Source organism: Bradyrhizobium sp., assembly GCF_027307225.1.
Taxonomy (GTDB): Bacteria; Pseudomonadota; Alphaproteobacteria; order Rhizobiales; family Xanthobacteraceae; genus Bradyrhizobium.
The window spans coordinates 1-22792 of sequence record NZ_DAHUXJ010000108.1 but is presented as its reverse complement, the minus strand read 5'-3'; the positions used below and the strand labels follow the sequence as shown (position 1 = coordinate 22792).

Here is a 22792-nt window from a genome sequence, read left to right as displayed (position 1 = left end):
CCGTTGAAAGCCGTCGTGAAGAAAAAGTAATCTGGCGCGCCAAAGCCGTTCATAGCCTGTTCACGACGGCCGCGCTCATCTTACACCTAAGGTGGATAGCTACATTTGGAGACCCGCGTGCGTTTACTTGTCGTCGAGGATGATCCGGATCTCAATCGCCAGCTGACCACGGCGCTGTCGGACGCCGGGTATGTGGTCGACCGCGCCTTCGACGGCGAAGAGGGCCACTTCCTCGGAGACAGCGAGCCGTATGACGCGGTCGTGCTCGATATAGGCTTGCCGAAAATGGACGGCATCTCGGTGCTGGAAGCCTGGCGGCGCAACGGCCGCTCGATGCCGGTCCTTATCCTGACCGCACGAGATCGCTGGAGCGACAAGGTTCAGGGCTTCGATGCAGGCGCCGACGACTATGTGGCGAAGCCTTTCCACCTCGAGGAAATCCTGGCGCGCATTCGCGCGCTGCTGCGCCGCTCGACCGGTCATGCGCAGTCGGAATTGACCTGTGGGCCCGTTTCGCTCGACACCCGCACCGGCCGCGTCAGTGTGTCCGGCAATCCGATCAAGATGACTTCGCATGAATATCGCCTGCTGGCTTATCTGATGCATCACACCGGGCGCGTGGTCTCGCGAACCGAGTTGGTCGAGCATCTCTACGATCAGGATTTCGACCGCGACTCGAATACGATCGAGGTGTTCGTCGGCCGCATCCGCAAGAAGCTGGATGTCGATATCATCCAGACCGTCAGGGGACTTGGCTATCTGCTGACGCCGCCCGCAACGGGCAGTTGATCGAACGTCTCTTCTTGTGCTCTGTTCAGGCACGGGCCTTTGCGAGCTTCGGAATCGGAACTCCGGTAGTTCAAACATGTCGATGCCGCGCGGAAGATTGTTCGGGATGAAGCGCTGATGCGCCGCAGTTCGCTTGCGACCCGGCTGTTTCTGTCTGCAACCGCCTGGGTGGTGGTCATTCTGCTGATCACCGGCGTGATCCTGTCATCGGTCTATCGCGACGCCACCGAGCGGGCCTTCGACCGCCGCCTCAATCTCTATCTGCGAACGCTGGTCGCCGAAGTAGCGACGCCCGATGAGCCCTCCGATCATCAATTTCAATCGCTGGGCGAGCCGTTGTTCGAACTGCCGCTGTCGGGCTGGTACTGGCAGATCATCCGCACCGATAGCGACAAGGACGAAGTGCGTGCCTCACGCTCGCTGTGGGACAAGAAGCTGCCGAAGCTGGAGGACCGCGGCGCCGAACTGACCGCGGCCGGCATTCGACTTGGCTATGTCGAGGGGCCGGAGGGACAGACGCTGCGAATGGTGGAGCGGCCGGTCGATCTCGGCGCCGACGGCAAGTTTCTCGTCGACGTCGCGGGTGACGCCACGGAGATCTTCGATGAGACCCGCAACTTCGACTATTATCTCGGCGGCACCTTCGTCGCACTTTCGATCGTGCTGGTTCTGACCACGATTTTTCAGGTTCGCTTTGGCTTGGCCCCGCTCAAGCGCATCTCTGATGCGATCGCCGATATCAGGTCGGGCCGTGCCGAGCGGCTCGAAGGCGAATTTCCTGTCGAGATCGCGCCGCTTGCGCGCGAGACCAACGCGCTGATCGATGCCAACCGGGAAATTGTCGAACGCGCCCGCACCCATGTCGGGAACCTGGCTCACGCCATCAAGACGCCATTGTCGGTGATCGTCAACGAGGCGGCGGCGCATTCTCCCGATCTGTTCGCCGCGAAGGTCCTCGAGCAGGCGGACGTGATGCGCGATCAGGTTGCCCACCATCTCGAGCGGGCGCGGATTGCGGCACGCCTCACCGTCGTCGGCACCATCACCGAGGTCAGTCCCGTGGCGGACGCCTTGCGCCGGACCATGGAGAAAATCCACCGCGATCGCGGCATCGCCATCGAGCTGTCCGGGAGTTCAAAGGCAAAGTTTCGCGGTGAACGCCAGGATCTCGAGGAGATGGTCGGCAACCTCGTCGACAACGCCTGCAAATGGGCGACTTCGCGGGTCTCGATCGAGGTCCTGGCCGAACAGGCCGTTGAGCCCGGCGCGACGGCGATGCTGCGAATTCTGGTCGACGACGACGGACGCGGCCTTTCGGAGAAAGAGCGGGGCCAGGTGTCCCGCAGAGGCCAGAGGCTCGACGAGTCCAAGCCGGGCTCCGGGCTTGGCCTGTCGATCGTGGTCGATCTTGCCGGTCTCTATGGCGGCAGTCTTTCCCTTGGCCGGGCCCCGATCGGGGGATTGCGGGCGGAACTGTTGCTGCCAGCGGCGTAGGGCCTTCGCCGAAGGCGCAACCTGGGATAGATTTTGTGGGCAGAGGCTTCCTGTGCGTTGATCATCCTAAACGACTTCTTAACGCGGTAGCTTCTACTATGCCCTGCGGACGTCCTGTTGCCGTCCGCGCACTCAAGCTTGCTGCCCGAGCGCATGAGCCAGACACCAACCGAACGGCTGCGAGACTATCTGGCCCGGCTTTCGCCCGGGGCGCAGGCGTTGTTGATGCGGGAATTCGAGCGCGCCATCGAACGCGGCGAGGACGCTTCGGTCGCCAACCTCGTGCTTGAAGAACTGCGCAAGATCGTGCGCGGCGGCAACGACGATGCGCGCCCGCGTACGGACAATCCGGACCGAATTCTGTTCCATTCGCTGGAGCCGTTCCTGGTCGATGGCAATGCGGCGCCACGTTCGGGCCAGATCCGCCGCTCGTCGCTGCTGCCCGTGTGGCAATGGCTGGCACGCGAAGCGACGCCTGCGCTCGCTGGCGAATTCGAAGCGGCGCTCGCCCGCGGTCCGGATAGTGGAACGACCCCCGAGATCGAGGCTGTCTCGCGAAAGCTTCAACTCGCAGCTGTAGAGGCGATGCATGCCGCCGCGACGCCCGAACCCGGCGTCGACAACCGGCGTACTCTGTCTCGAATTGGTCCGACCGACGTGGTCGAGGATCTGCCGTCGATTGCTTTTGTCCTGCAGGCGCGCGAGGCGTTCGAAACGCTGAACAGCCGGCTTCCCAGCTACCTGCGGATATTCAACGACATTCAGGTTTCCTCGGTCCTGTCCGCGCTCAATGTTCCTTCCCTGCAGAGCCCCCAGTTGCTGCCCTTCGCGTTGTCGATGGTCATCCAGCGCTTGGCCGAGCCATGGCAGATCATCCGTCTGGCAACACGCACGGCGTCTTCCGATGACGAAATGCGGGTCGCCTCGACTCCCTACGGTATTGCCGTGACGATCGCTCTGCACGACCTGTCGCGCCTTGCGGCGACGTTGCGGGCCGACATCAGGCGTAGCCGCTTCGGCGAGGTCGCCGAGCATTTGAAGACCCTTCATGACGGCGTGCGCGGCTTGAGGACTGAACTCGATCTCCGCAACGATTCCGCCTGGGGAAGGCAGTTGGCGGCGATCCGCTCCGACATTTCCAGCGCGCTGCAATCGGAAATCGATAGTGTGCCCGGTCGGGTCAGGCGGCTGTTGCGCCAGCGCACCGACAAGGACATCGCGGTGGGAGCCGCGATCAACTCAGGCGACGTGGACGAAACAAGGGCGTTGATCGAGTTCGTCGCGGTGTGCCGCACCTATGCGAGCGAACTGGCGATCAACGAAGTCACGATGCGGACCTATTCGGATCTCCAGCACTATGTCGAACAGTCGACCGAAGCGCTGGTGCAATCGCTCCGCGGCAGCGATGGCAAGGGGCGGGCCTATCGCCAGATGCAGGTCGCGGCGGCCATTCGTTTTTGTGACGTGCTGTTCGGTGCCGATTATGCGGCGCTGATGAGCCGGTCTGCGGAAAACGCCGTCACCGGTGAGCGCAAATCCTCCCGCACGGGATAGTCGCCAAGCTCGGCGGCGGATCCCTGCGAAATAGCGAGATTCCGGGGTTCGAAGATCAGTTTTTCGTGAAATATTCCAATATATTAAGTCCATCTCTTCAAATTGATAATTGCTAATTGCCTGCCCTTTACGCCTGTGGTGTAAAGCGATCGTAAGGCGCCGTTTTGAGTGCGCCGTTTCACCGGAACCCGCCAGTATGGCGGTTCAGAAATCCGCATCGCTCGTGCCGCGGGTTGGTTATGCGGACTTCTGAACCAAAGCCACACTGAAATCACATGGTTGCTAGTGTCCCTTTGGTTCTGACATTCGTAAAAGTGGGCGCTGCGACAGGATACGAATGTCAGAACCGGGACACTAGATGACGCTGTGGTTTGTGTTCGCGCTGATGACGGCAGCGGCGATTTTTGCCGTGCTGTGGCCGCTCGGCCGCGGCAGCCGCGCGCAAGCCGATGGCAGCGAAACGGTAGTCTACCGCGATCAGCTCAGCGAGATCGACCGCGACGCTTCCACGGGTCTCATCAACCCGCCGGAAGCGGCTCTCGCGCGCGTCGAGATCAGCCGCCGCTTGCTGGCGGCAGCCGACAACCCGCGGGAGCCGCCCTCGGGCGCCAATCTCCGGCTGCGGCGACTGGCGGCGATCATTGCACTCGTTGGCTTGCCGGTGGTCGCGATTGGGCTTTACGGCGTGCTTGGTTCGCCCGGTCTGCCCGACTTTCCGCTGGCCCAGCGCAGCCGAACGCCCGACGGAACGCAATCGCTGGGCAACCTCATCGCGCAGGTCGAGCAACACCTGGAGAAAAACCCGACGGATGGCCGGGGCTGGAGCGTGATTGCGCCGGTCTATGCCAGGCTTGGGCGCATGGACGATGCCGTTCGCGCCTTCCGCAATTCGATCACCTACAATGGCGAAAGCTCCGAGCGGCGTGCCGATCTTGGCGAAGCCCTGGTCGCGGCCGCAAACGGGGTCGTCACGGCAGAGGCCAAAACCGAGTTCGAGCGCGCGGTCGCATTGAGCGCCGAGGAGGTGAAAGCAAACTACTTCCTGGGACTGGCGGCTGAGCAAGACGGCCGCTCAGCCGACGCGGCAACGATCTGGCGCACCATGCTCGAGAAAGCGCCACCGAATGCGCCCTGGCGCTCGCTGGTTCAGACGGCGCTCGCGCGGGTGGGAGGCTCGCCGGTTCAGGGGCCTTCCAGGGAAGCTGTGGCCGCGGCGAAAGACATGAGCGAGACGGACCGTAGCGCCATGATCCACAGCATGGTCGAGCGCCTCGCCACCCGGCTGAAACAGAACGGTGATGACGTCGAGGGGTGGTTGCGGCTGGTCCGCGCCTATATGGTGTTGGGCGACGCCGACAAGGCCAAGGCAGCCTCGTCAGATGCGCGGCAAGCGGTGGCCAGGGATCCCGAGCGGCTACAGCAGCTCAACGAGGGCCTGAAGAATTTGGGGCTCGATGGATGAGCGCGACAAGCGGCATGGCGCGGCGGCGCAGAAGAGGCAATCAATGACGCGCAAGCAGCGGCGTTTGATAATTATTGGCGGCTCGCTCGCCGTGCTCGGGGTCGCCGCGGCCCTGGTGCTGAATGCGATGCGCGACTCGATCGTGTTTTTCTCGACGCCGAAGATGGCGGCGGAAAAGCATATTCCGCCGGGCAAGCGTTTTCGGCTCGGCGGCCTCGTGCAGCCGGGTTCGCTGGTGCGTGGTGACAATCTGAAGGTCAAGTTCGAGGTCGGCGACGGAAGCAACGAGCTGCCGGTTTCCTATCAGGGAATTTTGCCCGACCTGTTTCGCGAGGGGCAGGGCGTTGTCGCCGAAGGCGCGCTCGACGCATCCGGCGTATTCAAGGCCGACACCGTCCTCGCCAAGCACGACGAAAACTACATGCCCAAGGATGTCGCCGATGCCCTGAAGAAGCAGGGGCATTGGAAGGACGAATATGGCGCGGCATATAAAGTTAACAATGCCGCGCCTGGCAGTGCGGCGGCAGGCGGCAAGGAGGCGGCCCGGTGATCGCCGAAAGCGGACATTACGCGCTGGTGCTGGCTCTTGGGCTGGCGCTGATTCAGTCGACCGTGCCGATTCTGGGTGCGCGCTGGCGCGACGTTGCGCTGATGAATGTCGCGCGCTCGACGGCGATCGCTCAGTTGCTGTTTGTGGCGGCCTCGTTTGCCGCTTTGGTGACGCTGCACGTTTCCTCGGATTTTTCCGTCGTCAACGTGGTCGAGAATTCGCACTCAATGAAGCCGCTGCTCTACAAGATCACCGGCGTGTGGGGTAACCACGAAGGCTCGATGCTGCTATGGGTGTCGATCCTGGCGCTGTTCGGCGGCCTCGTTGCCATATTCGGCAACAACCTGCCGATATCGCTTCGCGCCCATGTGCTGGCGGTGCAGGCGTGGATTGCGAGCGCCTTCTATCTTTTCATCCTTTTGACCTCCAATCCATTCCTGCGGATTGCCAACCCTCCGATGGAAGGTCGCGATCTCAATCCCGTCTTGCAGGATATCGGTCTGGCAGTGCATCCGCCGATGCTTTATCTCGGCTATGTCGGGTTCTCGATCTCGTTTTCCTTTGCGATCGCGGCGCTGATCGAGGGCCGGATCGACGCGGCATGGGCGCGCTGGGTGCGGCCGTGGACGCTGATCGCCTGGATATTCCTCACCACCGGCATCGCGATGGGCTCTTACTGGGCCTATTACTCGCTCGGCTGGGGCGGCTGGTGGTTCTGGGATCCGGTCGAGAACGCCTCGCTGATGCCGTGGCTCGCCGGCACGGCGCTGTTGCATTCGCTGGTCGTGATGGAGAAGCGCAACGCGCTCAAGGTCTGGACCATCCTGCTGTCGATTCTGGCCTTCTCGCTGTCGCTGCTTGGTACCTTCCTGGTTCGCTCCGGCGTGCTGACATCGGTGCATGCCTTTGCCAACGATCCGCGGCGCGGCGTCTTCATCCTGCTGATCCTTTGCGTCTTTATCGGCGGCAGCCTCTCGCTCTATGTTTTTCGCGCCTCTTCGCTGAAGCAGGGCGGCCTGTTCGCGCCAATCTCGCGGGAGGGCGCGCTCGTTCTCAACAATCTCCTGCTGACCACCGCCTGCGCGACCGTCTTTGTCGGGACGCTTTATCCGCTCGCGCTGGAAGTGATGACGGGCGAGAAAATCTCGGTCGGTGCGCCGTTCTTCAACCTGACCTTCGGGCCGCTGTTCGTTCCGCTGTTGATCGCCTTGCCGTTTGGACCGCTGCTCGCCTGGAAGCGCGGTGATCTGCTTGGCGCCGCGCAACGGTTGACGGTGGCTGGCGTTGTCGCGTTGATCGGGTTGGCTCTGGTGATGGCCTGGACGTTTGGTGGCAGCACGCTGGCGCCGCTCGCGGTCGGGCTTGCGCTGTTCGTGATCGTCGGCGCCCTCGTCGATATCGTCGAACGCATCGGCCTGTTTCGGCTGCCGCTTGGCATTGCGGCGGGAAGGGCGCGCGGACTGCCGCGCTCGGCCTGGGGCACGATGCTTGCGCACGCCGGCGTCGGCATTGCGCTGATCGGAATCGTCTGCGAGACGTCCTGGAACAGCGAAAATATCCGCACGATGAAGCCCGGCGATGTCACCAACATCGCGGGCTACGGCCTCAAGCTCGAAAGCGTGACGCCGCGGCAGGGTCCGAACTACCGCGAGATGGCCGCGAAGTTCAGCGTGCTGGTCGGCGGCCGCGTGATCGCCACCATGCTGCCATCGAAACGCAATTTCACCACACGCAGCGCCACCACGACCGAAGCAGCCCTGCTTTCCCGCGGAGCCAGCCAGCTTTACATTTCACTGGGCGACATCGCTCCCGACGGCTCCGTTGCCGTCCGCATCTATCACAAGCCGCTCGTGCTCCTGATCTGGTTCGGCCCGGTGCTGATGGCGCTCGGTGGCGTGCTTTCGCTGTCGGATCGGCGCCTGCGCGTCGGCGCGCCGAAGCCGGCAAAGTCCTATCGCGGATTGCAGGCGGCGGAGTGATGTTTTGAAACGCACGGTCCTCGCATTGGCGTTTGTGGTAATGGCGGCGACCGCGGCGCATGCCGTGCTGCCCGACGAGATGATGGCGGATCCGGCGAAGGAGGCGCGGGCGCGGGGCCTGTCGCGCGAGCTGCGCTGCATGGTGTGCCAGAACCAGTCGATCGACGATTCCGAGGCGCCGCTGGCGCGGGACCTGCGGCTGCTCGTTCGCGAGCGGATCGCGGCTGGCGACAGCGACGCGCAGGTGCTGGATTTTCTGGTCGCGCGCTATGGCGAATTCGTGCTGCTGAAGCCCAGGCTCAACTCGCACACCTGGCTGTTGTGGTTTTTGACGCCGCTGGCGCTCTCGGCTGGCGGTATGACGCTGTGGGTACAAAGCCGCCGCCGTGCCCGGGCGTCGGATCAGGAAGCTGCGGCTTCGCGTCTGACGCCTGACGAAGAGGCCCGGCTCGACCGGCTGATCGCCGCGGAACCGGCTTCCGAAAAATAGCGCCGGAGGCTGCGGGCAGAGCGGTCCCGCCTGCGGTAATCCGCCGCATATTCCGGGCAGTTCATTACCAAAGTTTAATTCCTCCGCCAGCGCGTTGTAAGGCGTAAATCCCCATGTTTGAGCCTGCAGGTACCCGCCCCGGCGCAACTCGATATAGGCCATCTGGAGAAGCTTTTATGACCGACCGCCACATCGTCGATCTTTCCTCACTTCCGTCTTACCGGATGCCCCGCCGCCGGTTGTTATCGGCACGCAAGTTCGCGCTGATGGCTTCGGTCGTCGCCGGCCTCGGCGTTGCCGTTTACGGGTTTGGATCGTCTTCTGGTCCGGTCGATATCTTCAGCACCGCTGCCCACGCGCAGGTCAACAATGAGGTGAAGAAGGTCGCGCAGCCGGTTGGTTTTGCCGACATTGTCGAGCGCGTGAAGCCTTCTGTGATTTCAGTGAAGGTCAACATCAACGAGAAGGTGTCCAAGAACGACAGCGACGACGACTCGCCGCTTCAGCCGGGATCTCCGATGGAGCGCTTTTTCCGTCGCTTCGGCGGAGGGGACCTCCCGCCCGGGTTGCGCGCCATTCCGCACGGCCATGGCGCCGTGACCGGCCAGGGTTCCGGCTTCTTCATTTCGGCCGATGGCTACGCCGTGACCAACAACCACGTGGTCGATGGCGCCGACAAGGTCGAAGTGACGACCGATGACGGCAAGAGCTACAAGGCAAAGGTGATTGGAACCGACGCGCGGACCGACCTCGCGCTGATCAAGGTTGAGGGCGGATCGAATTTCCCGTTCGCCAAACTGTCTGACGCCAAGCCGCGGATCGGCGACTGGGTTCTGGCGGTCGGCAATCCGTTCGGTCTCGGCGGTACCGTGACGGCCGGCATCGTTTCGGCCAATGGCCGCGACATCGGCAACGGTCCGTATGACGATTTCATTCAGATCGACGCGCCCGTGAACAAGGGCAACTCCGGCGGTCCGGCCTTCAATACCGAGGGAGAGGTGATCGGCGTCAATACCGCGATCTATTCGCCGTCCGGCGGCAGCGTCGGCATTGCGTTCTCGATTCCGTCTGCCACGGTGAAAAGCGTGGTTGCGCAGCTCAAGGACAAGGGTTCGGTGAGCCGTGGCTGGATCGGCGTGCAAATTCAGCCGGTCACGCCTGATATTGCCGAGAGCCTCGGCATGAAGAAGGCGGAAGGTGCGTTGGTTGCGGAGCCGCAGGCCAACGGTCCGGCGGTGAAGGCCGGCATCGAATCCGGCGACGTGATCACCGCAGTGAACGGCGAAACGGTCAAGGACGCACGCGAACTGGCGCGCACCATTGGCGGTCTCGCACCCGGCACCGCCGTCAAGCTCAGCGTATTGCACAAGGGTGCGGACAAATCCATCGACCTGACCCTGGGTCAACTGCCGAATACGCTGGAAGCGAAAGCCGACACGGATAACGGCGACAAGGGCGGTACTGCCCATGGAACAGATGTGCCGAAGCTTGGTTTGACCCTTGCACCGGCCAATAGCGTTGCCGGCGCCGGCAAGGAGGGCGTCGTGGTTACCGATGTCGATCCGAAGAGCGCGGCGGCGGAGCGTGGTTTCAAGGAGGGCGACGTGATTCTGGAAGTTGCCGGAAAGAATGTCACCAATGTCGGAGACGTGCGGGAGGCCATCACCGCCGCGCGTAACGACAACAAGAATAGCGTCCTGATGCGGGTCAAAAGCGGCGGATCTTCGCGCTTTGTCGCGGTGCCGCTGGCCAAGGGCTAACGCACGGTGCGCGATGAGATGGAGGGTACCGTCGGCATAATCGCCCCCGCCGGCGGGGCTTTCCTTGGGGGCGGGTCGTGAGCCTGCTCCCTTGACTACCTTCCGGTGGAAAACGCCCCCCTCCGTCGGGAGGTTAAAGGGCGGTGAGGTCCCCCCAGCTTCACCGCCCGCTTTTTTTGCCTTTGATTGGCTCTAGTGGTCCGATTCTAACATTCGCATTCCTTCTCGGCAGGCACTTTTGCGAATGTTAGAATCAAAGGACCACTAGCAAATATAGGATTATAGTGGAGTTTAGGATTTGACATTCGCTTTGCGAGCTTGCGGCCAGACGGGTAGCGAATGTCAAATCCACTCCACTATGGGCGCGCCCGTTCGCCTTGCATGAGGACCTCGGTCGCGCCATGGTGATGGAAACCCGCCCGTGACCGCGATCGCAACCGACACCCAAATGCGACTTTTGATTATTGAAGACGACCGCGAATCCGCCGACTACCTGGTCAAGGCGTTTCGCGAAGTCGGCTATGTGGCCGATCTGGCCGGCGATGGCGAGGAAGGGCTCGCGCTTGCCGAGGGCGGCGATTACGACGTGCTCGTGGTCGACCGGATGCTGCCCAAGCGCGACGGCCTGTCGCTAATTGGCGCGCTGCGCGAGAAGGGCAACCGTACTCCCGTTCTCATCCTCTCTGCGCTCGGACAGGTCGACGACCGCATCAAGGGCCTGCGGGCCGGAGGCGACGACTATTTGCCAAAGCCCTATTCGTTCGCCGAGTTGCTCGCCCGGATCGAGGTGCTGTCGCGCCGCCGCGGCGGGCCAGCCGAGGACACAACATACCGCGTCGGTGACCTCGAACTCGACCGGCTCTCGCACCGGGTGATGCGCGGCAAGGAAGAGCTGACGTTGCAGCCGCGTGAGTTCCGGCTTCTCGAATACCTGATGAAGCATGCAGGCCAGGTCGTGACCCGTACGATGCTTCTGGAAAATGTCTGGGATTATCACTTCGATCCGCAGACCAACGTCATTGACGTGCATATTTCGCGGCTGCGCTCCAAGATCGACAAGGGCTTTGAGCGCCCGCTGCTTCATACCATTCGCGGCGCGGGATACATGATCCGTGACGGCCTTCGGTAAGCTGGTCCGAACGACGGCGTTTCGTTTGACGCTGGTCTATCTGTTTCTGTTCGCGCTGTTCGCCGCGTCGCTGCTCGCCTTTTTCGCCTGGAACACGCGCCATCTGATCACCGAGCAGATCACTGCGACCGTGAACGCGGAAACCGGCGAAGTCAGTAGCATTTTCGGCCGTCGCGGCTTGCGGGGCCTTGTTCTCACCATCGAAAATCGCGCCTTGCGCCCCGGCGCCAATCTCTATCTCGTGACGACGCCGGCTGGGCAGGCCATTGCGGGCAATGTCGGGTCGCTCGCGCCAGGCGTCATGGCCACGACGGGATGGTCGGAGACGGCGTACCGGCGGCTAGACGATCAGGATTCCACCGATCATTTCGCGCTGGTGCGGGTCACCGAGCTTTCGGGGGGCTTCAGGCTCTTGATCGGACGCGATCTCGAGGAGCGGCGGCGGTTGTTCGGCATCGTCGCCAAGGCAGCCCAATGGTCGCTGCTGATCGTCGTAGTGCTCGGCCTTGGTGGCGGCATTTTCGTCGCGCGGCGGGTGCTGCATCGGATCGACGCCATGACCGGTACGACCCAGCGCATCATGGCTGGCGACCTCAGCGGGCGTCTTCCGGTCGGACGAAGCGGCGACGAACTGGATCGTCTTGCCCTGAACCTCAACGCGATGCTCGAGCGCATCGAAGCGCTGATGACCGGCTTGAAGGAAGTCTCCGACAACATTGCCCACGACCTGAAAACGCCGCTGACGCGTCTGCGCAACCGCGCCGAGGAGGCGCTGGCGAAAGCCCGAACCGAGACCGAGTACCGTTCCGCGCTGGAGCGCACCATCGAGGAATCCGACGGCCTGATTCGGACCTTCAATGCGCTTCTGATGATTGCCCGCGCCGAATCCGGGCAGGCGCGTGGCAACATGGATGACTTCGACGCCGCCGATGTGGCGCGCGGCATCCACGAACTCTATGAGCCGTTGGCCGAAGACGACGGCATGATGCTGCGCGTGAAAGTCGAACCGGCGCCGTTGCACGGCAATCGCGAATTGATCGGCCAAGCGCTGGCCAACCTGGTTGAAAACGCCATCAAGTATGGCAAACCCGATCTTGCAGTTCAGCCGCTCACCGCCGGTGCGTCCAGCGACGCGGATCAGAAGACGATCCTGATTGAAGCCAAACGCGCAGGCGATCGAATTCTGATCAGCGTCACCGATCGTGGGCCTGGTATTCCGGTGGGGGACCGCAAGCACGCGATCGAGAGATTCGTCCGCCTGGAGGCTAGTCGAACGCAGCCTGGTTCCGGCCTTGGACTGAGCCTTGCGTCCGCCGTCGCAACCCTGCATGGCGGCGATCTCCGGCTCGACGACGCCCATCCGGGACTTATTGCCACACTCGCTATTCCCGCCTTGTCCAGTGACAGGCTTGCGGCTCAAACGCAGGATGTGTCACAGAAAGCTGCGTGAATCGACGCGGCTAGAGCTCCGATTCCGAAGTTCGCAAAGCGATCGCAGCAACCTCTGATGCGAACTTCGGAATCAGAGGAGCTCTAGTTGCTGTCGGTTTCTAGTGCGTCGTTCTATTTGAAGTTCCTATAACGAGCTTGCAGCGAAACTGATAGGAACTTCAAGTTCGCCGCACTAGTTCCGCGTGCGCGGCTGCCATTTTGTTCTTTCCGGATCGACATTCGCCATGCCTTTTCGCGGAAGCCGTGATGCGGATGTCGAGTCCACGCCGCTTGCAGCAGGTTTTGTCAGCGCACCACACCTCATGGATCCCGACAAGGCGGCGCTGCGGCTTTCCGACTGGCTGGCAGATGTCGCTCCTCTCCAGGCTGCTCCGCTTCAGGAGTTGTTCGCGCGTTACCTCCATGCCAGGCAAATTATTGCAGGCATCGCCGAGGCATCGCCCTATCTTTTCGAACTGACCCGGTCCGATGCAGCGCGCACGCTCAGGGTCTTGCAAGGCGAGCCCGATCGGCATTTTGCCCGGCTGATCGAGGACGCCCGCCAACATGTGTGGGCGGCGTCGAGCGAAGCCGAGGCGATGCAAGTGCTTCGCCGCGTGAAGGCCGAAGCCGCGCTGTTGATTTCGCTGTGTGATATCGGTGGCGTGTGGCCGGTCATGCAGGTTACTCACGCGCTGACCGACCTTGCGGTCACTTCGGTGCAATCTGCATTGCAGTTCCTGTTGCGGCAGGAGAGTGCGCGCGGAAGGATGCGGCCGCCGAATCCGGATCGGCCGGAGGAGGGATGCGGCCTGGTCGTGCTGGCGATGGGCAAGATGGGCGCCGGCGAATTGAATTTTTCCAGCGACATCGACCTGATCGTTTTTTACGACGCTGAAGCATCGTCGCTTGCGCCCGACATCGAGCCGCAGCCGTTTTTTGTCCGCATGGCGCAGGGTCTGTCGCGGATGTTGCAGCAGCGGAGCGGCGAGGGCTACGTCTTCCGGGTCGATTTGCGGCTGCGGCCCGATCCGGCCTCGACGCCGCTCGCGATCTCGACGGCCTCGGCGTTGCACTACTACGAGCGCGAAGGCCGCACTTGGGAGCGCGCCGCCCTGATCAAGGCGCGGCCCTGCGCCGGTGACCTTAAGGCAGGCGAAGCGCTGATGGCGGAGCTTGCGCCGTTCGTCTGGCGCAAGCATCTGGATTTCGCTGCCCTTGCCGATGTGCACGACATGAAGCGGCAGATGCAGACCTATCGCGGCCAGAGCGAGATCGCGGTCGAAGGCCATAACGTGAAGATCGGCCGCGGCGGCATTCGCGAAATCGAATTCTTCGCACAAACCCAGCAGTTGATCACCGGCGGCAGGCATCCGGAGTTGCGGGTGCGGCCGACGCTCGAAGCGCTCGACCGCCTGGCGTCAGGTAACTGGATCACTTCCGAAGCGCGCGACCAGCTCGCCTCGGCCTACGAATACCTGCGCCGTGTCGAACACCGGCTGCAAATGGTGGCCGACGAGCAGACCCACGCACTGCCCGATGATCCAGACGCGGTCGAGCAATTTGCCCGGTTTTTCGGCTATGAGAGCCGTGCCGCGTTTGCGAGCGACCTGCTCAAGCATCTCACCACGGTGCAAGGGCATTACGCCAAGCTGTTCGAAGGCGACCCCGCAGGGACCGCCAAATTGCCGGACGTGGATTATGCGGCCGGGCCCGGCGATCCAGGCCTGATCGATCGTCTTGCGTCGCTCGGATTCAAGAAGCCGGTCGCGGTGGCCGGGACCGTGCGGCATTGGCTTGAGGGCGACTATCGCGTGTTCCGCATCGAGGCGACCCGCCATTCCTTTGTCGAGTTTCTTCCCTCGCTGATCGAGGGGCTTGCCAATGCGGAAGATCCCGACAATGCAATCGTCGTCTTCGACGGCTTTCTTCAAGCTCTGCAACGCGGCGGCAGGCTGTTCGTTTTGCTCAGTCAGAACCGCGACCTCGTGGCGCTGGTCGCATTGATCCTGGGCGCGGCGCCTCGGCTCGGCGACATGCTGGCGCGGCAGCCGCAAATCATGGACGGCCTGATTGACCCACGCTTCTTCGGCGCCATGCCGGACCGGAGCGAGTTGTCGGCGCGTCTGGCGGCAACGCTGAAGGATGCCAGCTCCTACGAGGAGTTCCTGGACCGGCTTCGGCTGTTCGGCCGGGAAAGCCTGTTCCTGATCGGCACGCGGATTCTGTCCGGTACCGTTTCCGCCCAGCAGGCGGGCATCGCCTTCGCCGACGTCGCCGAGGGCATCGTTCACACCGTGCATGGCCTGGTCAGCGAGCAGTTCGCCAATCAATACGGCCGCATCAAGGGACAGGAGACGGCGATCCTGGCGATGGGCAGGCTAGGCAGCCGCGAGATGACCGCGGCTTCCGATCTCGATCTCATCCTGCTCTATGACTTTGATCCGGATCATCCGGATTCCGACGGCGCCAGGTCGCTGCATGGCGGGCAATATTTTGCGCGCTTCACCCAGCGTCTGATCAGCGCCTTCACCACCCGCACGAACTATGGCGTGCTTTACGACATCGACATGCGGTTGCGGCCGTCGGGCCGTGCAGGCCCTGTCGCCTCCCATGTCGATGCCTTCGCCGATTATCAGGACAAGGAAGCCTGGACCTGGGAGCACATGGCGCTGACCCGCGCGCGCGTGATCTCGGCATCGGCGGATTTTCGCGGCAGGATCGAGGCAATCATTCGTGCGGTCCTGACTAGGCCGCGTGAGCCCGCAGGCATTGCCGTGGACGTGGCCGATATGCGCCGCGCCATTGCGCTCGAAAAGGGCGAGAGCGATCTCTGGGATCTGAAGCTCGTCGCGGGAGGCCTCGTCGATATCGACTTCATCGCCCAATATCTGCAACTCGTGCACGCGGCCGACAAACCCGATATTCTCGACGTTAATACGCTGCGTGTGCTCGACAATGCCGCCCGGCTCGGCGTGCTGCCGGCGGCGTCAGCGGAAACATTGCGTTCGGCGGCACTGCTCTATCACGACCTGACGCAAATCCTGCGGCTCTGCGTCACCGAGGGATTCAAGCCGGAGACCGCCGGCGAGGATCTCCTGCAGATCATGGCGCGTGCCGGCGATGCGCCGGACTTCTCCTCGCTCCAGGCGCGGGTCAAGGAGATGCAAGCTGAAGTGCGCCGCGTCTTCCAGGCTTTGGTCGAGGAGCGAACCTGATTTTCGTGCTGGGGATTGCGGCACGGCAGATCAACTGCTCGATCGCGGCGCGCGAGGCCGGACAAGGCGCAGCCCGCCCGGGCTTTGCCTGGATACGGCGCCGCGACGAGAATGGAAACGAAGAATTCCAACAGCACTCGCGCATGGCGGCCAAGGCGAATGCTGCCGTGCTTCCGAAGTCGCCGGTCCAAATCGACTGAACCAATACTTCCAATCGATACAACCGATTTGCGCTGCTCAGCGTGTGCCTCCTAGACTTGAGGTGATCATCCGCAAGCTTGAGGTGATCATCCGCGACCCCGGCTGCTGACCGTAACGTCAGTGTGACCTGATTGGTGCATTATTAAACAGGAGGAGCATCACAATGGGCGAGAAGCTTGGCCACGAAGACGTTAATCCGGTCGACCCGCATCAGCCGAAGCGGATTGCGACCGTCATCTCGAACGCGGCGACGTCCAGCAGCACGGGATGGCCGGTCGGCTTCTGGTGGAGCGAGCTAACTCACACGTTTCATTTATTCGTCGAGCGCGGCTACGAGATCGAGGTGTTCAGTCCGAACGGAGGACGTTGCGAGGCCGACCCAATGAGCGATCCTCGGGACGAGAGCCGCTGGTCCGCCGGCGACTTGATATCGATGGGCTTCATCCACACGCCGGAATATGCGCGGCTCGTTGAGGAGACACGCCCTGCGCGGGAGATCGAGCTTGACAGATTCGATGCGATCGTGGTGGCCGGCGGCCAGGGTCCGATGTTCACCTTCGAGCAGGCAAGGGATCTGCATGAGAAGTTCGTCGCCTTCTATGAGGCAGGCAAGGTGACGGCTGCCCTCTGTCACGGCACGGCACTCTTGCGCTATGCCAAACTGAAGGATGGAACGCCGCTTGTACGCGGCAAGATATTCACAGGGTTCTCCAATATGGAAGAGGATGACGCAGATGCGAAGACCTGGGAGATGGGCGCGCTGCCACGCGGCGAGCACATCATGCCTTGGCGTATCGAAGACGAGGTCAAGAAACTCGGCGGGATCTTTACGCAGGGCGGCCTCTGGCGCGGCTATGCCGTCCGCGACGGCAATCTGATAACTGGTCAGCAGCAGTTCTCCGGCCGCGAGGTCGGCAGGCTGGTCGTCGAGGCGCTGGGTGGATAGGCGCAATCTGTTGGGGCTCAGACCCACGAGGAGGAGCCAAGGTGAGCGGGCCTTCGAGCCATCCAGATCATGCTTATCCGGTTAACGCACGCAAACACTGAGGACCGCTTGATGTTGACTAACAGTCGAAAAATTTATGTTGCTTCGTCGTGGCGCAATAGCGAGCAGCCCGCTGTAGTGAAGGCCCTCCGCGACGCTGGACATGAAGTCTATGACTTTCGCAATCCAGCGCCGGGGGACCAAGGGTTTTCTTGGCGCGAGATCGATCCGGATTGGATGAACTGGACGATTCGGCAATACGTTCACAAGTTTCGCCGGCCGCCCGCTGATCGTGGATTCGACCGGGATGCGCTGCATTGGTGTGATACGTGCGTGCTGGTGCTTCCCTGCGGTCGCAGCGCGCATCTTGAAGCAGGATACGCGGCGGGCCAAGGCAAGCGAACCATCTTCATGCTCTCGCAGGACAAATTCGAGCCGGAACCGATGTACCGGCTTGGACAGGGTTTCGTCGCCAACGTCGCTGAATTGGTGACAGCGCTGCAAACGCAAGCGCTCGACTGCACCACTATTTATTGAGGCTTCGACCACAACGTCTAGGGCTGTGTGTCTAAACCGGATAGGCATGATCCAGATCGTCGCGGGCTGGGTGCGTTCCTGGAGGGACGTTCTGGTGGTCCGAGCCTAACATTCGCATCCCTTCTCAGCGGGCACTTTTGCGAATGTTAGAATCAAAGGACCACTAGAAAATAGATGTGTCCGGTGGAGTTTAGGATTTGGCATTCGCGTTTCGCGAGTTCTCGGCCAGATGGGTAGCGAATGTCAAATCCACTAGGAGGAAGCGGATGCCGGCCGCATGGCTTCTCGGACCAGGTTGCGGAACCATCGATGCGCCGGGTCTGTGTCGGTTCGCGCGTGCCAATAAATCGAGACGTCGTAGCCTTCGGTCTTTATCGGCAGTGGACTAACCGCTAAGCTCACAACGCGCTGGCAATGCTCTGCAAAATGACGAGGCATGGCGGCCAAGGCGCGAAAGCCATGCAGCAGATAGGGCACCGCCAAGAAATGCGGCGTTACCATGAAGACGAAGCGGCGCTTGCCCATGCCGGCGAGAACTGGATCGGCAATCCCACCGGGTTCGCCGCGAAGGGACATGACGATGTGTGGCAAGTCAAGATAATCCTCAAGCGACAGAGGCGCTGACACGTCGCAAGCTTTGGCGTCAAATACGCAGACGAATTCTTCGTGAAACAAGACCTCGGATTGCAGCGGGCTCCTCGCATCGGGGAAATAACCCATGGCCAGATCGATCGCGCCGCTCTCGAGCATCGTCGACAGATTGTCGCCGTCTGCTCGACGAACGACCAGGCGCGACTGGGGGGCAAGCCTGCGCAAGACTTCCAACATCTTTGGCAGAACTGCGACCTCCCGATGATCAGCCGCGCCGAATCGAAAAGTCATTTCGGTTTTGCCGGGATCGAATGCGCGGTCCGACAGAACGTTGTTGCGGATGTCGGCGATAACCCGTGCAATCGACGGAGCAAGCTCCAGGGCGCGCGTCGTCGGTTGCATGATGCCGGAGGCCCGAACAAAGAGGTCGTCCGCAAAGAGCTCACGCAAACGCGACAGGGCGTAGCTCATTGCCGGCTGTCCGATGCCGACGCGTTCTGCCGCGCGCGTAACGTTCCGTTCGACGATCAACGCATCAAAGGCGATCAGGAGGTTGAGATCGAATAGTCGGAGATCAGTCATCTCAATGAAGAGGAAATGATATCGCGCTTGACAATAGTGAGCTGCGACCATCGTCACAAGAGCTGATGCCGATGACCCACCGGATTTTTATCTCTTAGCGCGCATCAAGGTAACTCACGCCGAGGTTACGTCGTGTCATCGGGACAGGTCAGCGCCGGATTGAACATCTTTCGACCCCACGGTCGCAGGTCGTATCAGGCCGTCTTTGCACTCGCAGCCTGCAACGACCTGAGCGCCTCGATCACGTTCGGGTCGAGTCCCGCGCCACCGCCATCGAGATGCGCGAAAATCGCCCTGCGCATCCGGGGATCCCAGAACTTGCGGATATGGTCGGCGACGCCGGCGACTTCCTTGTCGTGTCCCTGGCTCTGAAAAAACTTGCCGATCTGATTGGCCATATAGACCAGGTTGCTATGGTTATGCGACATGAGCCGTTCCTTGCGCGATCGCCGAGAGGATGCGATCAGGATGGGTGAAAATTTCGAAGCCGTCGGAGCGGGCGACGGCGACAAGCGTGATGCCGGCCTGGTCCGCCATCCTGACGGCAAGCGCCGTCGGCGCTGAAACGGCCACCATCACGGATGCGCCGAGGGCCGCCGTCTTCTGAACCATTTCGACCGAGACGCGGCTGGTCAGGAGCACCATGCCTTCGCTCGTGGGAACATCGGCTTGCGCCAGTGCGCCGGCGAGCTTGTCGAGTGCGTTGTGACGGCCGACGTCTTCGCGCAGTGCAACGATGCCGGCCGCGGGTGTCCAGAACGCGGCCGCGTGGACCGCGCGGGTTTCCATGTTGATCGGCTGCAACGGTGAAACGCCAGCTATCGCCGTCATGATCTCGCGCGGGGAAAACGAGCGCGCCGTGCCGACTACGGGGGACGGACGCACGGCTTCCGCGATTGAATCGATTCCGCAAAGCCCACAGCCGGTCGGTCCGGCGATATGGCGCCGCCGCTCACTGAGGTGGGCGGCTTTCTCTTCCGATAGCCACATCCGCAATTCGATGCCATCGCCGACATCGACAATCTCCAGCGAAGCGATTTCTTCAGGCGCTTGAACGATCCCTTCGCTGAGGCTGAAGCCGACGGCAAAATCCGTCAGGTTCTGCGGCGTCCCCATCATGACGGCGTAGGTGCCGCCGTTATAGGTCAGCGCCAGCGCCGTCTCTTCCGGAATCGCGCGCGTGCCGTCGGTGAGGCGAGAATCTCGCCACACCAGACGGTCGACGGTACCAACCGGATCGCGCAAGGTTTACTCCGCGGCTTCCACCACGGGCGCAATGCGCCGTGAATTGCGGGCCTGTTCGTCATAGGCCTTTTGCCAATCCGACGGCCCGTTGGAGGGAGATATCTGCACCGCCGTGACCTTGTACTCGGGACAGTTGGTGGCCCAGTCGGAGAAGTCGGTCGTGATGACGTTGGCCTGCGTGTCCGGGTGGTGGAAGGTGGTGTAGACCACGCCCGGCGCAACGCGATCGGTGATCAGCGCGCGCAGGGTGGTTTCGCCGGCGCGGCTGGCGAGCCGGACCCAGTCGCCATCGCGTACGCCGCGCTGCTCGGCATCGTGGGGATGGATCTCGAGCCGGTCTTCTTCGTGCCAGACGACGTTTTCGGTGCGTCGCGTCTGCGCGCCGACATTGTACTGGCTGAGGATGCGTCCCGTCGTGAGCAGCAGCGGATAGCGCGGGCCGGTGCGTTCGTCGGTCGCGACATATTCGGTCCTGATGAACTTGCCCTTGCCACGCACGAAAGTACCCATGTGCATGATCGGGGTGCCCTCGGGCGCCTTTTCATTGCAGGGCCACTGAATCGAGCCGAGTTCTTCGATCCTGGCAAACGAAACGCCGGCGAAGGTCGGCGTCAACGCCGCAATCTCGTCCATGATTTCGGACGGATGGTTGTAGTTCATTTCAAAGCCCATCGCCTTGCCGAGCTGGATGGTTACCTCCCAGTCGGCCAGGCCGTTGCGCGGCGTCATTACCTTGCGAACGAGCTGGATTCGCCGCTCTGCGTTGATGAACGTGCCGTCCTTCTCGAGGAAGGTCGAACCGGGCAGGAAGACATGGGCGTAGTTCGCGGTCTCGTTCAGGAAAAGATCGTGGACGATAACGCACTCCATGGCTGAAAGTGCCGCAACGGTGTGGGTGGTGTTGGGGTCGGATTGCAGAATGTCCTCGCCCTGCACGTAAAGGCCCATGAAGCTGCCGTCGATTGCAGCATCGAACATGTTGGGAATGCGCAGGCCCGGTTCCGGATTGAGCTTGACGTTCCACGCCTCCTCGAATTGGTGGCGCACCGCGTCGCCCGCGATATGGCGGTAACCGGGCAACTCGTGCGGGAACGAGCCCATGTCGCAGGAGCCCTGCACGTTGTTTTGCCCGCGCAGCGGGTTCACGCCGACGCCGGGACGGCCGATATTGCCGGTCACCATCGCAAGGTTGGCGATGGCAATCACGGCCGTCGTTCCCTGGCTGTGCTCGGTGACGCCCAATCCGTAATAGATCGAGCCGTTGCCGCCGGTCGCGAACAGCCGGGCCGCCGCGCGCAACTCCTTCGGATCGACGCCGCTGGCGATCGCGATGGCTTCGGGGCTGTTCTGCGGCAGGGAAACGAAGGCTGCCCAGTCCTCGTATTCGCTCCAGTCGCAACGCTCGCGAATGAAGGCTTCGTTGGCGAGGCCCTCAGTGACGATGACATGGGCGAGCGCTGTCAGCACGGCGACGTTGGTCCCGGGCATCAACGGAAGATGATGCTTCGCCTTGATGTGAGCCGAGCGCACCAATTCGATGCGGCGGGGATCGATCACGATCAGCTTGGCGCCCTGGCGCAAGCGCTTCTTCAGGCGAGAGCCGAACACCGGATGCGCATCGGTCGGGTTGGCGCCGACCATGATGACGACGTCGGTGTCCTCGACCGAGTCGAAGTCCTGGGTGCCGGCCGAGGTGCCGAAGGTCGCCGAGAGGCCGTAGCCGGTCGGCGAATGGCAGACACGAGCACAGGTATCGACGTTGTTGTTGCCGAAGCCGGCACGGATCAGCTTCTGCACCAGGTAGGTTTCTTCGTTGGTGCAGCGCGAGGAAGTGATGCCACCAACGGCGTCGCGGCCGTACTTTTGCTGAATGGCCTTGAACCTGGCAGCGGCGAAGTTGAAAGCTTCATCCCACGACACTTCACGCCAGGGATCGGTGATCTTCTCGCGGATCATCGGATTGAGGATACGCTCCTTGTGGGTCGCGTAGCCCCAGGCGAAGCGGCCCTTGACGCAGGAGTGCCCGCGGTTGGCCTTGCCATCCTTGTACGGTACCATGCGGACGACTTCCTCGCCTCGCATCTCCGCCTTGAAGGCGCAGCCGACGCCGCAGTAGGCGCAAGTCGTGACTACCGAGTGCTCGGGCTGGCCGATCTCGATCACCGACTTTTCGGTAAGCGTCGCGGTCGGGCAAGCCTGCACGCAGGCGCCACACGACACGCATTCGGAGCCGAGGAAGCTTTCGTTCATGCCGGGCGAGACGCGGCTGTCGAAGCCGCGGCCCGAGATCGTCAGTGCGAAGGTGCCCTGAACTTCCTCACAGGCGCGAACGCAGCGCGAGCAGACGATGCACTTGGAAGGGTCATAGGTGAAATACGGATTGGACTCGTCCTTCGGCATCCACGCCGCATTGGCCTCGCCGTTGGTCTTGGCGAAAACGTGGTTCTCGCCCTCATAGCCGTAGCGCACGTCGCGCAAGCCGACCGCGCCGGCCATGTCCTCCAATTCGCAATCGCCGTTGGCGGCGCAGGTCAGGCAGTCGAGCGGGTGGTCGGAGATGTAAAGCTCCATCACGCCGCGGCGGATGCGCCGGACCTTTTCGCCGGCGGTGTGCACCTTCATGCCGGGGGCGGCCAACGTGGTGCAAGAGGCAGGGGTGCCGGGACGACCCTCAATCTCCACCAGGCAGAGGCGGCAACTGCCGAAGCTGTTCAGAGTGTCGGTGGCGCAGAGTTTCGGTACCTTGATGCCAGCCTCCATCGCGGCGTGCATGATGGAGGTGCCCTCGGGCACCG

At 62.3% G+C, this 22792-nt stretch carries 17 protein-coding genes and 1 pseudogene; 14 read left to right on the top strand and 4 right to left on the bottom strand.

Annotated elements, in window-relative coordinates; translation table 11 throughout:
- Nucleotides 1-117 precede the first annotated feature (117 nt).
- From M6D32_RS19260 to M6D32_RS19195, 14 genes and pseudogenes are all read left to right on the top strand, one after another.
- Complete coding sequence (locus tag M6D32_RS19260) at nt 118-789, top strand: response regulator transcription factor (protein ID WP_298259121.1); 672 nt, start codon at nt 118-120, stop codon at nt 787-789.
- Between the two features lie 117 nt (nt 790-906).
- Nucleotides 907-2283 (top strand): sensor histidine kinase, encoded by a 1377-nt coding sequence (locus M6D32_RS19255; RefSeq protein WP_298259119.1) that lies wholly within the window; start codon nt 907-909, stop codon nt 2281-2283.
- A gap of 153 nt (nt 2284-2436) precedes the next feature.
- Nucleotides 2437-3837 carry a hypothetical protein gene (locus tag M6D32_RS19250; RefSeq protein WP_298259117.1) on the top strand — a complete coding sequence of 467 codons (1401 nt, stop codon included), beginning with the start codon at nt 2437-2439 and terminating at the stop codon, nt 3835-3837.
- Between the two features lie 358 nt (nt 3838-4195).
- Nucleotides 4196-5299: a c-type cytochrome biogenesis protein CcmI gene (ccmI, locus tag M6D32_RS19245; protein WP_298259115.1), complete on the top strand. Its 1104-nt coding sequence runs from the start codon at nt 4196-4198 to the stop codon at nt 5297-5299.
- A 43-nt stretch (nt 5300-5342) separates the two neighbouring features.
- A pseudogene (gene ccmE, locus M6D32_RS19240) lies at nt 5343-5780 on the top strand (cytochrome c maturation protein CcmE); the annotation flags it as partial.
- Between the two features lie 65 nt (nt 5781-5845).
- On the top strand, nt 5846-7828 hold the full coding sequence (locus M6D32_RS19235) for a heme lyase CcmF/NrfE family subunit (protein WP_298259112.1): 1983 nt from the start codon (nt 5846-5848) through the stop codon (nt 7826-7828).
- Between the two features lie 4 nt (nt 7829-7832).
- Entirely contained in the window at nt 7833-8318 is a 486-nt protein-coding gene (locus M6D32_RS19230; RefSeq protein ID WP_298259110.1) for a cytochrome c-type biogenesis protein, read from the top strand.
- Nucleotides 8319-8494: 176 nt separating this feature from the next.
- Nucleotides 8495-10078, top strand: coding sequence for a Do family serine endopeptidase (locus tag M6D32_RS19225; protein ID WP_298259107.1), 1584 nt, complete (start codon nt 8495-8497; stop codon nt 10076-10078).
- Nucleotides 10079-10526: 448 nt separating this feature from the next.
- On the top strand, nt 10527-11207 hold the full coding sequence (locus M6D32_RS19220; RefSeq protein WP_298259167.1) for a response regulator transcription factor: 681 nt from the start codon (nt 10527-10529) through the stop codon (nt 11205-11207).
- On the top strand, nt 11191-12657 hold the full coding sequence (locus M6D32_RS19215) for an ATP-binding protein (RefSeq protein ID WP_298259105.1): 1467 nt from the start codon (nt 11191-11193) through the stop codon (nt 12655-12657). Before M6D32_RS19220 ends, M6D32_RS19215 begins: the two co-directional genes overlap by 17 nt.
- 226 nt (nt 12658-12883) lie before the next feature.
- Nucleotides 12884-15856, top strand: a complete 2973-nt coding sequence (locus tag M6D32_RS19210; RefSeq protein WP_298259103.1) for a bifunctional [glutamine synthetase] adenylyltransferase/[glutamine synthetase]-adenylyl-L-tyrosine phosphorylase — start codon at nt 12884-12886, stop codon at nt 15854-15856.
- Nucleotides 15857-15861: 5 nt separating this feature from the next.
- Complete coding sequence (locus M6D32_RS19205; protein WP_298259101.1) at nt 15862-16056, top strand: hypothetical protein; 195 nt, start codon at nt 15862-15864, stop codon at nt 16054-16056.
- 164 nt (nt 16057-16220) lie between these two features.
- Nucleotides 16221-17003, top strand: coding sequence for a type 1 glutamine amidotransferase domain-containing protein (locus M6D32_RS19200; protein ID WP_298259099.1), 783 nt, complete (start codon nt 16221-16223; stop codon nt 17001-17003).
- 111 nt (nt 17004-17114) lie between these two features.
- Entirely contained in the window at nt 17115-17579 is a 465-nt protein-coding gene (locus M6D32_RS19195) for a hypothetical protein (protein ID WP_298259097.1), read from the top strand.
- A gap of 252 nt (nt 17580-17831) precedes the next feature.
- Here the strand turns inward: M6D32_RS19195 and M6D32_RS19190 are convergent, their stop codons facing one another.
- The 4 genes from M6D32_RS19190 to fdhF all read right to left on the bottom strand — a co-directional run.
- Complete coding sequence (locus tag M6D32_RS19190) at nt 17832-18803, bottom strand: LysR family transcriptional regulator (protein ID WP_298259095.1); 972 nt, start codon at nt 18801-18803, stop codon at nt 17832-17834.
- A gap of 143 nt (nt 18804-18946) precedes the next feature.
- Nucleotides 18947-19180, bottom strand: a complete 234-nt coding sequence (locus M6D32_RS19185) for a formate dehydrogenase subunit delta (protein ID WP_298259093.1) — start codon at nt 19178-19180, stop codon at nt 18947-18949.
- Nucleotides 19170-19997 carry a formate dehydrogenase accessory sulfurtransferase FdhD gene (gene fdhD / locus M6D32_RS19180; protein ID WP_298259091.1) on the bottom strand — a complete coding sequence of 276 codons (828 nt, stop codon included), beginning with the start codon at nt 19995-19997 and terminating at the stop codon, nt 19170-19172. The genes M6D32_RS19185 and fdhD overlap by 11 nt, the downstream gene beginning before the upstream one ends.
- Before the next feature lie 3 nt (nt 19998-20000).
- The coding region (fdhF, locus tag M6D32_RS19175) for a formate dehydrogenase subunit alpha (RefSeq protein WP_298259089.1) at nt 20001-22792 on the bottom strand (2792 nt) is incomplete at its 5' end.

What these genes read in the sequence shown, in the direction of transcription:
- M6D32_RS19250 (WP_298259117.1), top strand. Translation starts at nt 2,437, where the DNA reads ATGAGCCAGACACCAACCGAACGGCTGCGAGACTATCTGGCCCGGCTT.
- M6D32_RS19195 (WP_298259097.1), top strand. Translation starts at nt 17,115, where the DNA reads ATGTTGACTAACAGTCGAAAAATTTATGTTGCTTCGTCGTGGCGCAAT.
- M6D32_RS19200 (WP_298259099.1), top strand. Translation starts at nt 16,221, where the DNA reads ATGGGCGAGAAGCTTGGCCACGAAGACGTTAATCCGGTCGACCCGCAT.
- M6D32_RS19225 (WP_298259107.1), top strand. Translation starts at nt 8,495, where the DNA reads ATGACCGACCGCCACATCGTCGATCTTTCCTCACTTCCGTCTTACCGG.
- M6D32_RS19185 (WP_298259093.1), bottom strand. Translation starts at nt 19,180, where the DNA reads ATGTCGCATAACCATAGCAACCTGGTCTATATGGCCAATCAGATCGGC.
- M6D32_RS19190 (WP_298259095.1), bottom strand. Translation starts at nt 18,803, where the DNA reads ATGGTCGCAGCTCACTATTGTCAAGCGCGATATCATTTCCTCTTCATT.
- ccmI (WP_298259115.1), top strand. Translation starts at nt 4,196, where the DNA reads ATGACGCTGTGGTTTGTGTTCGCGCTGATGACGGCAGCGGCGATTTTT.
- M6D32_RS19220 (WP_298259167.1), top strand. Translation starts at nt 10,527, where the DNA reads ATGCGACTTTTGATTATTGAAGACGACCGCGAATCCGCCGACTACCTG.
- M6D32_RS19255 (WP_298259119.1), top strand. Translation starts at nt 907, where the DNA reads ATGCGCCGCAGTTCGCTTGCGACCCGGCTGTTTCTGTCTGCAACCGCC.
- M6D32_RS19210 (WP_298259103.1), top strand. Translation starts at nt 12,884, where the DNA reads ATGCCTTTTCGCGGAAGCCGTGATGCGGATGTCGAGTCCACGCCGCTT.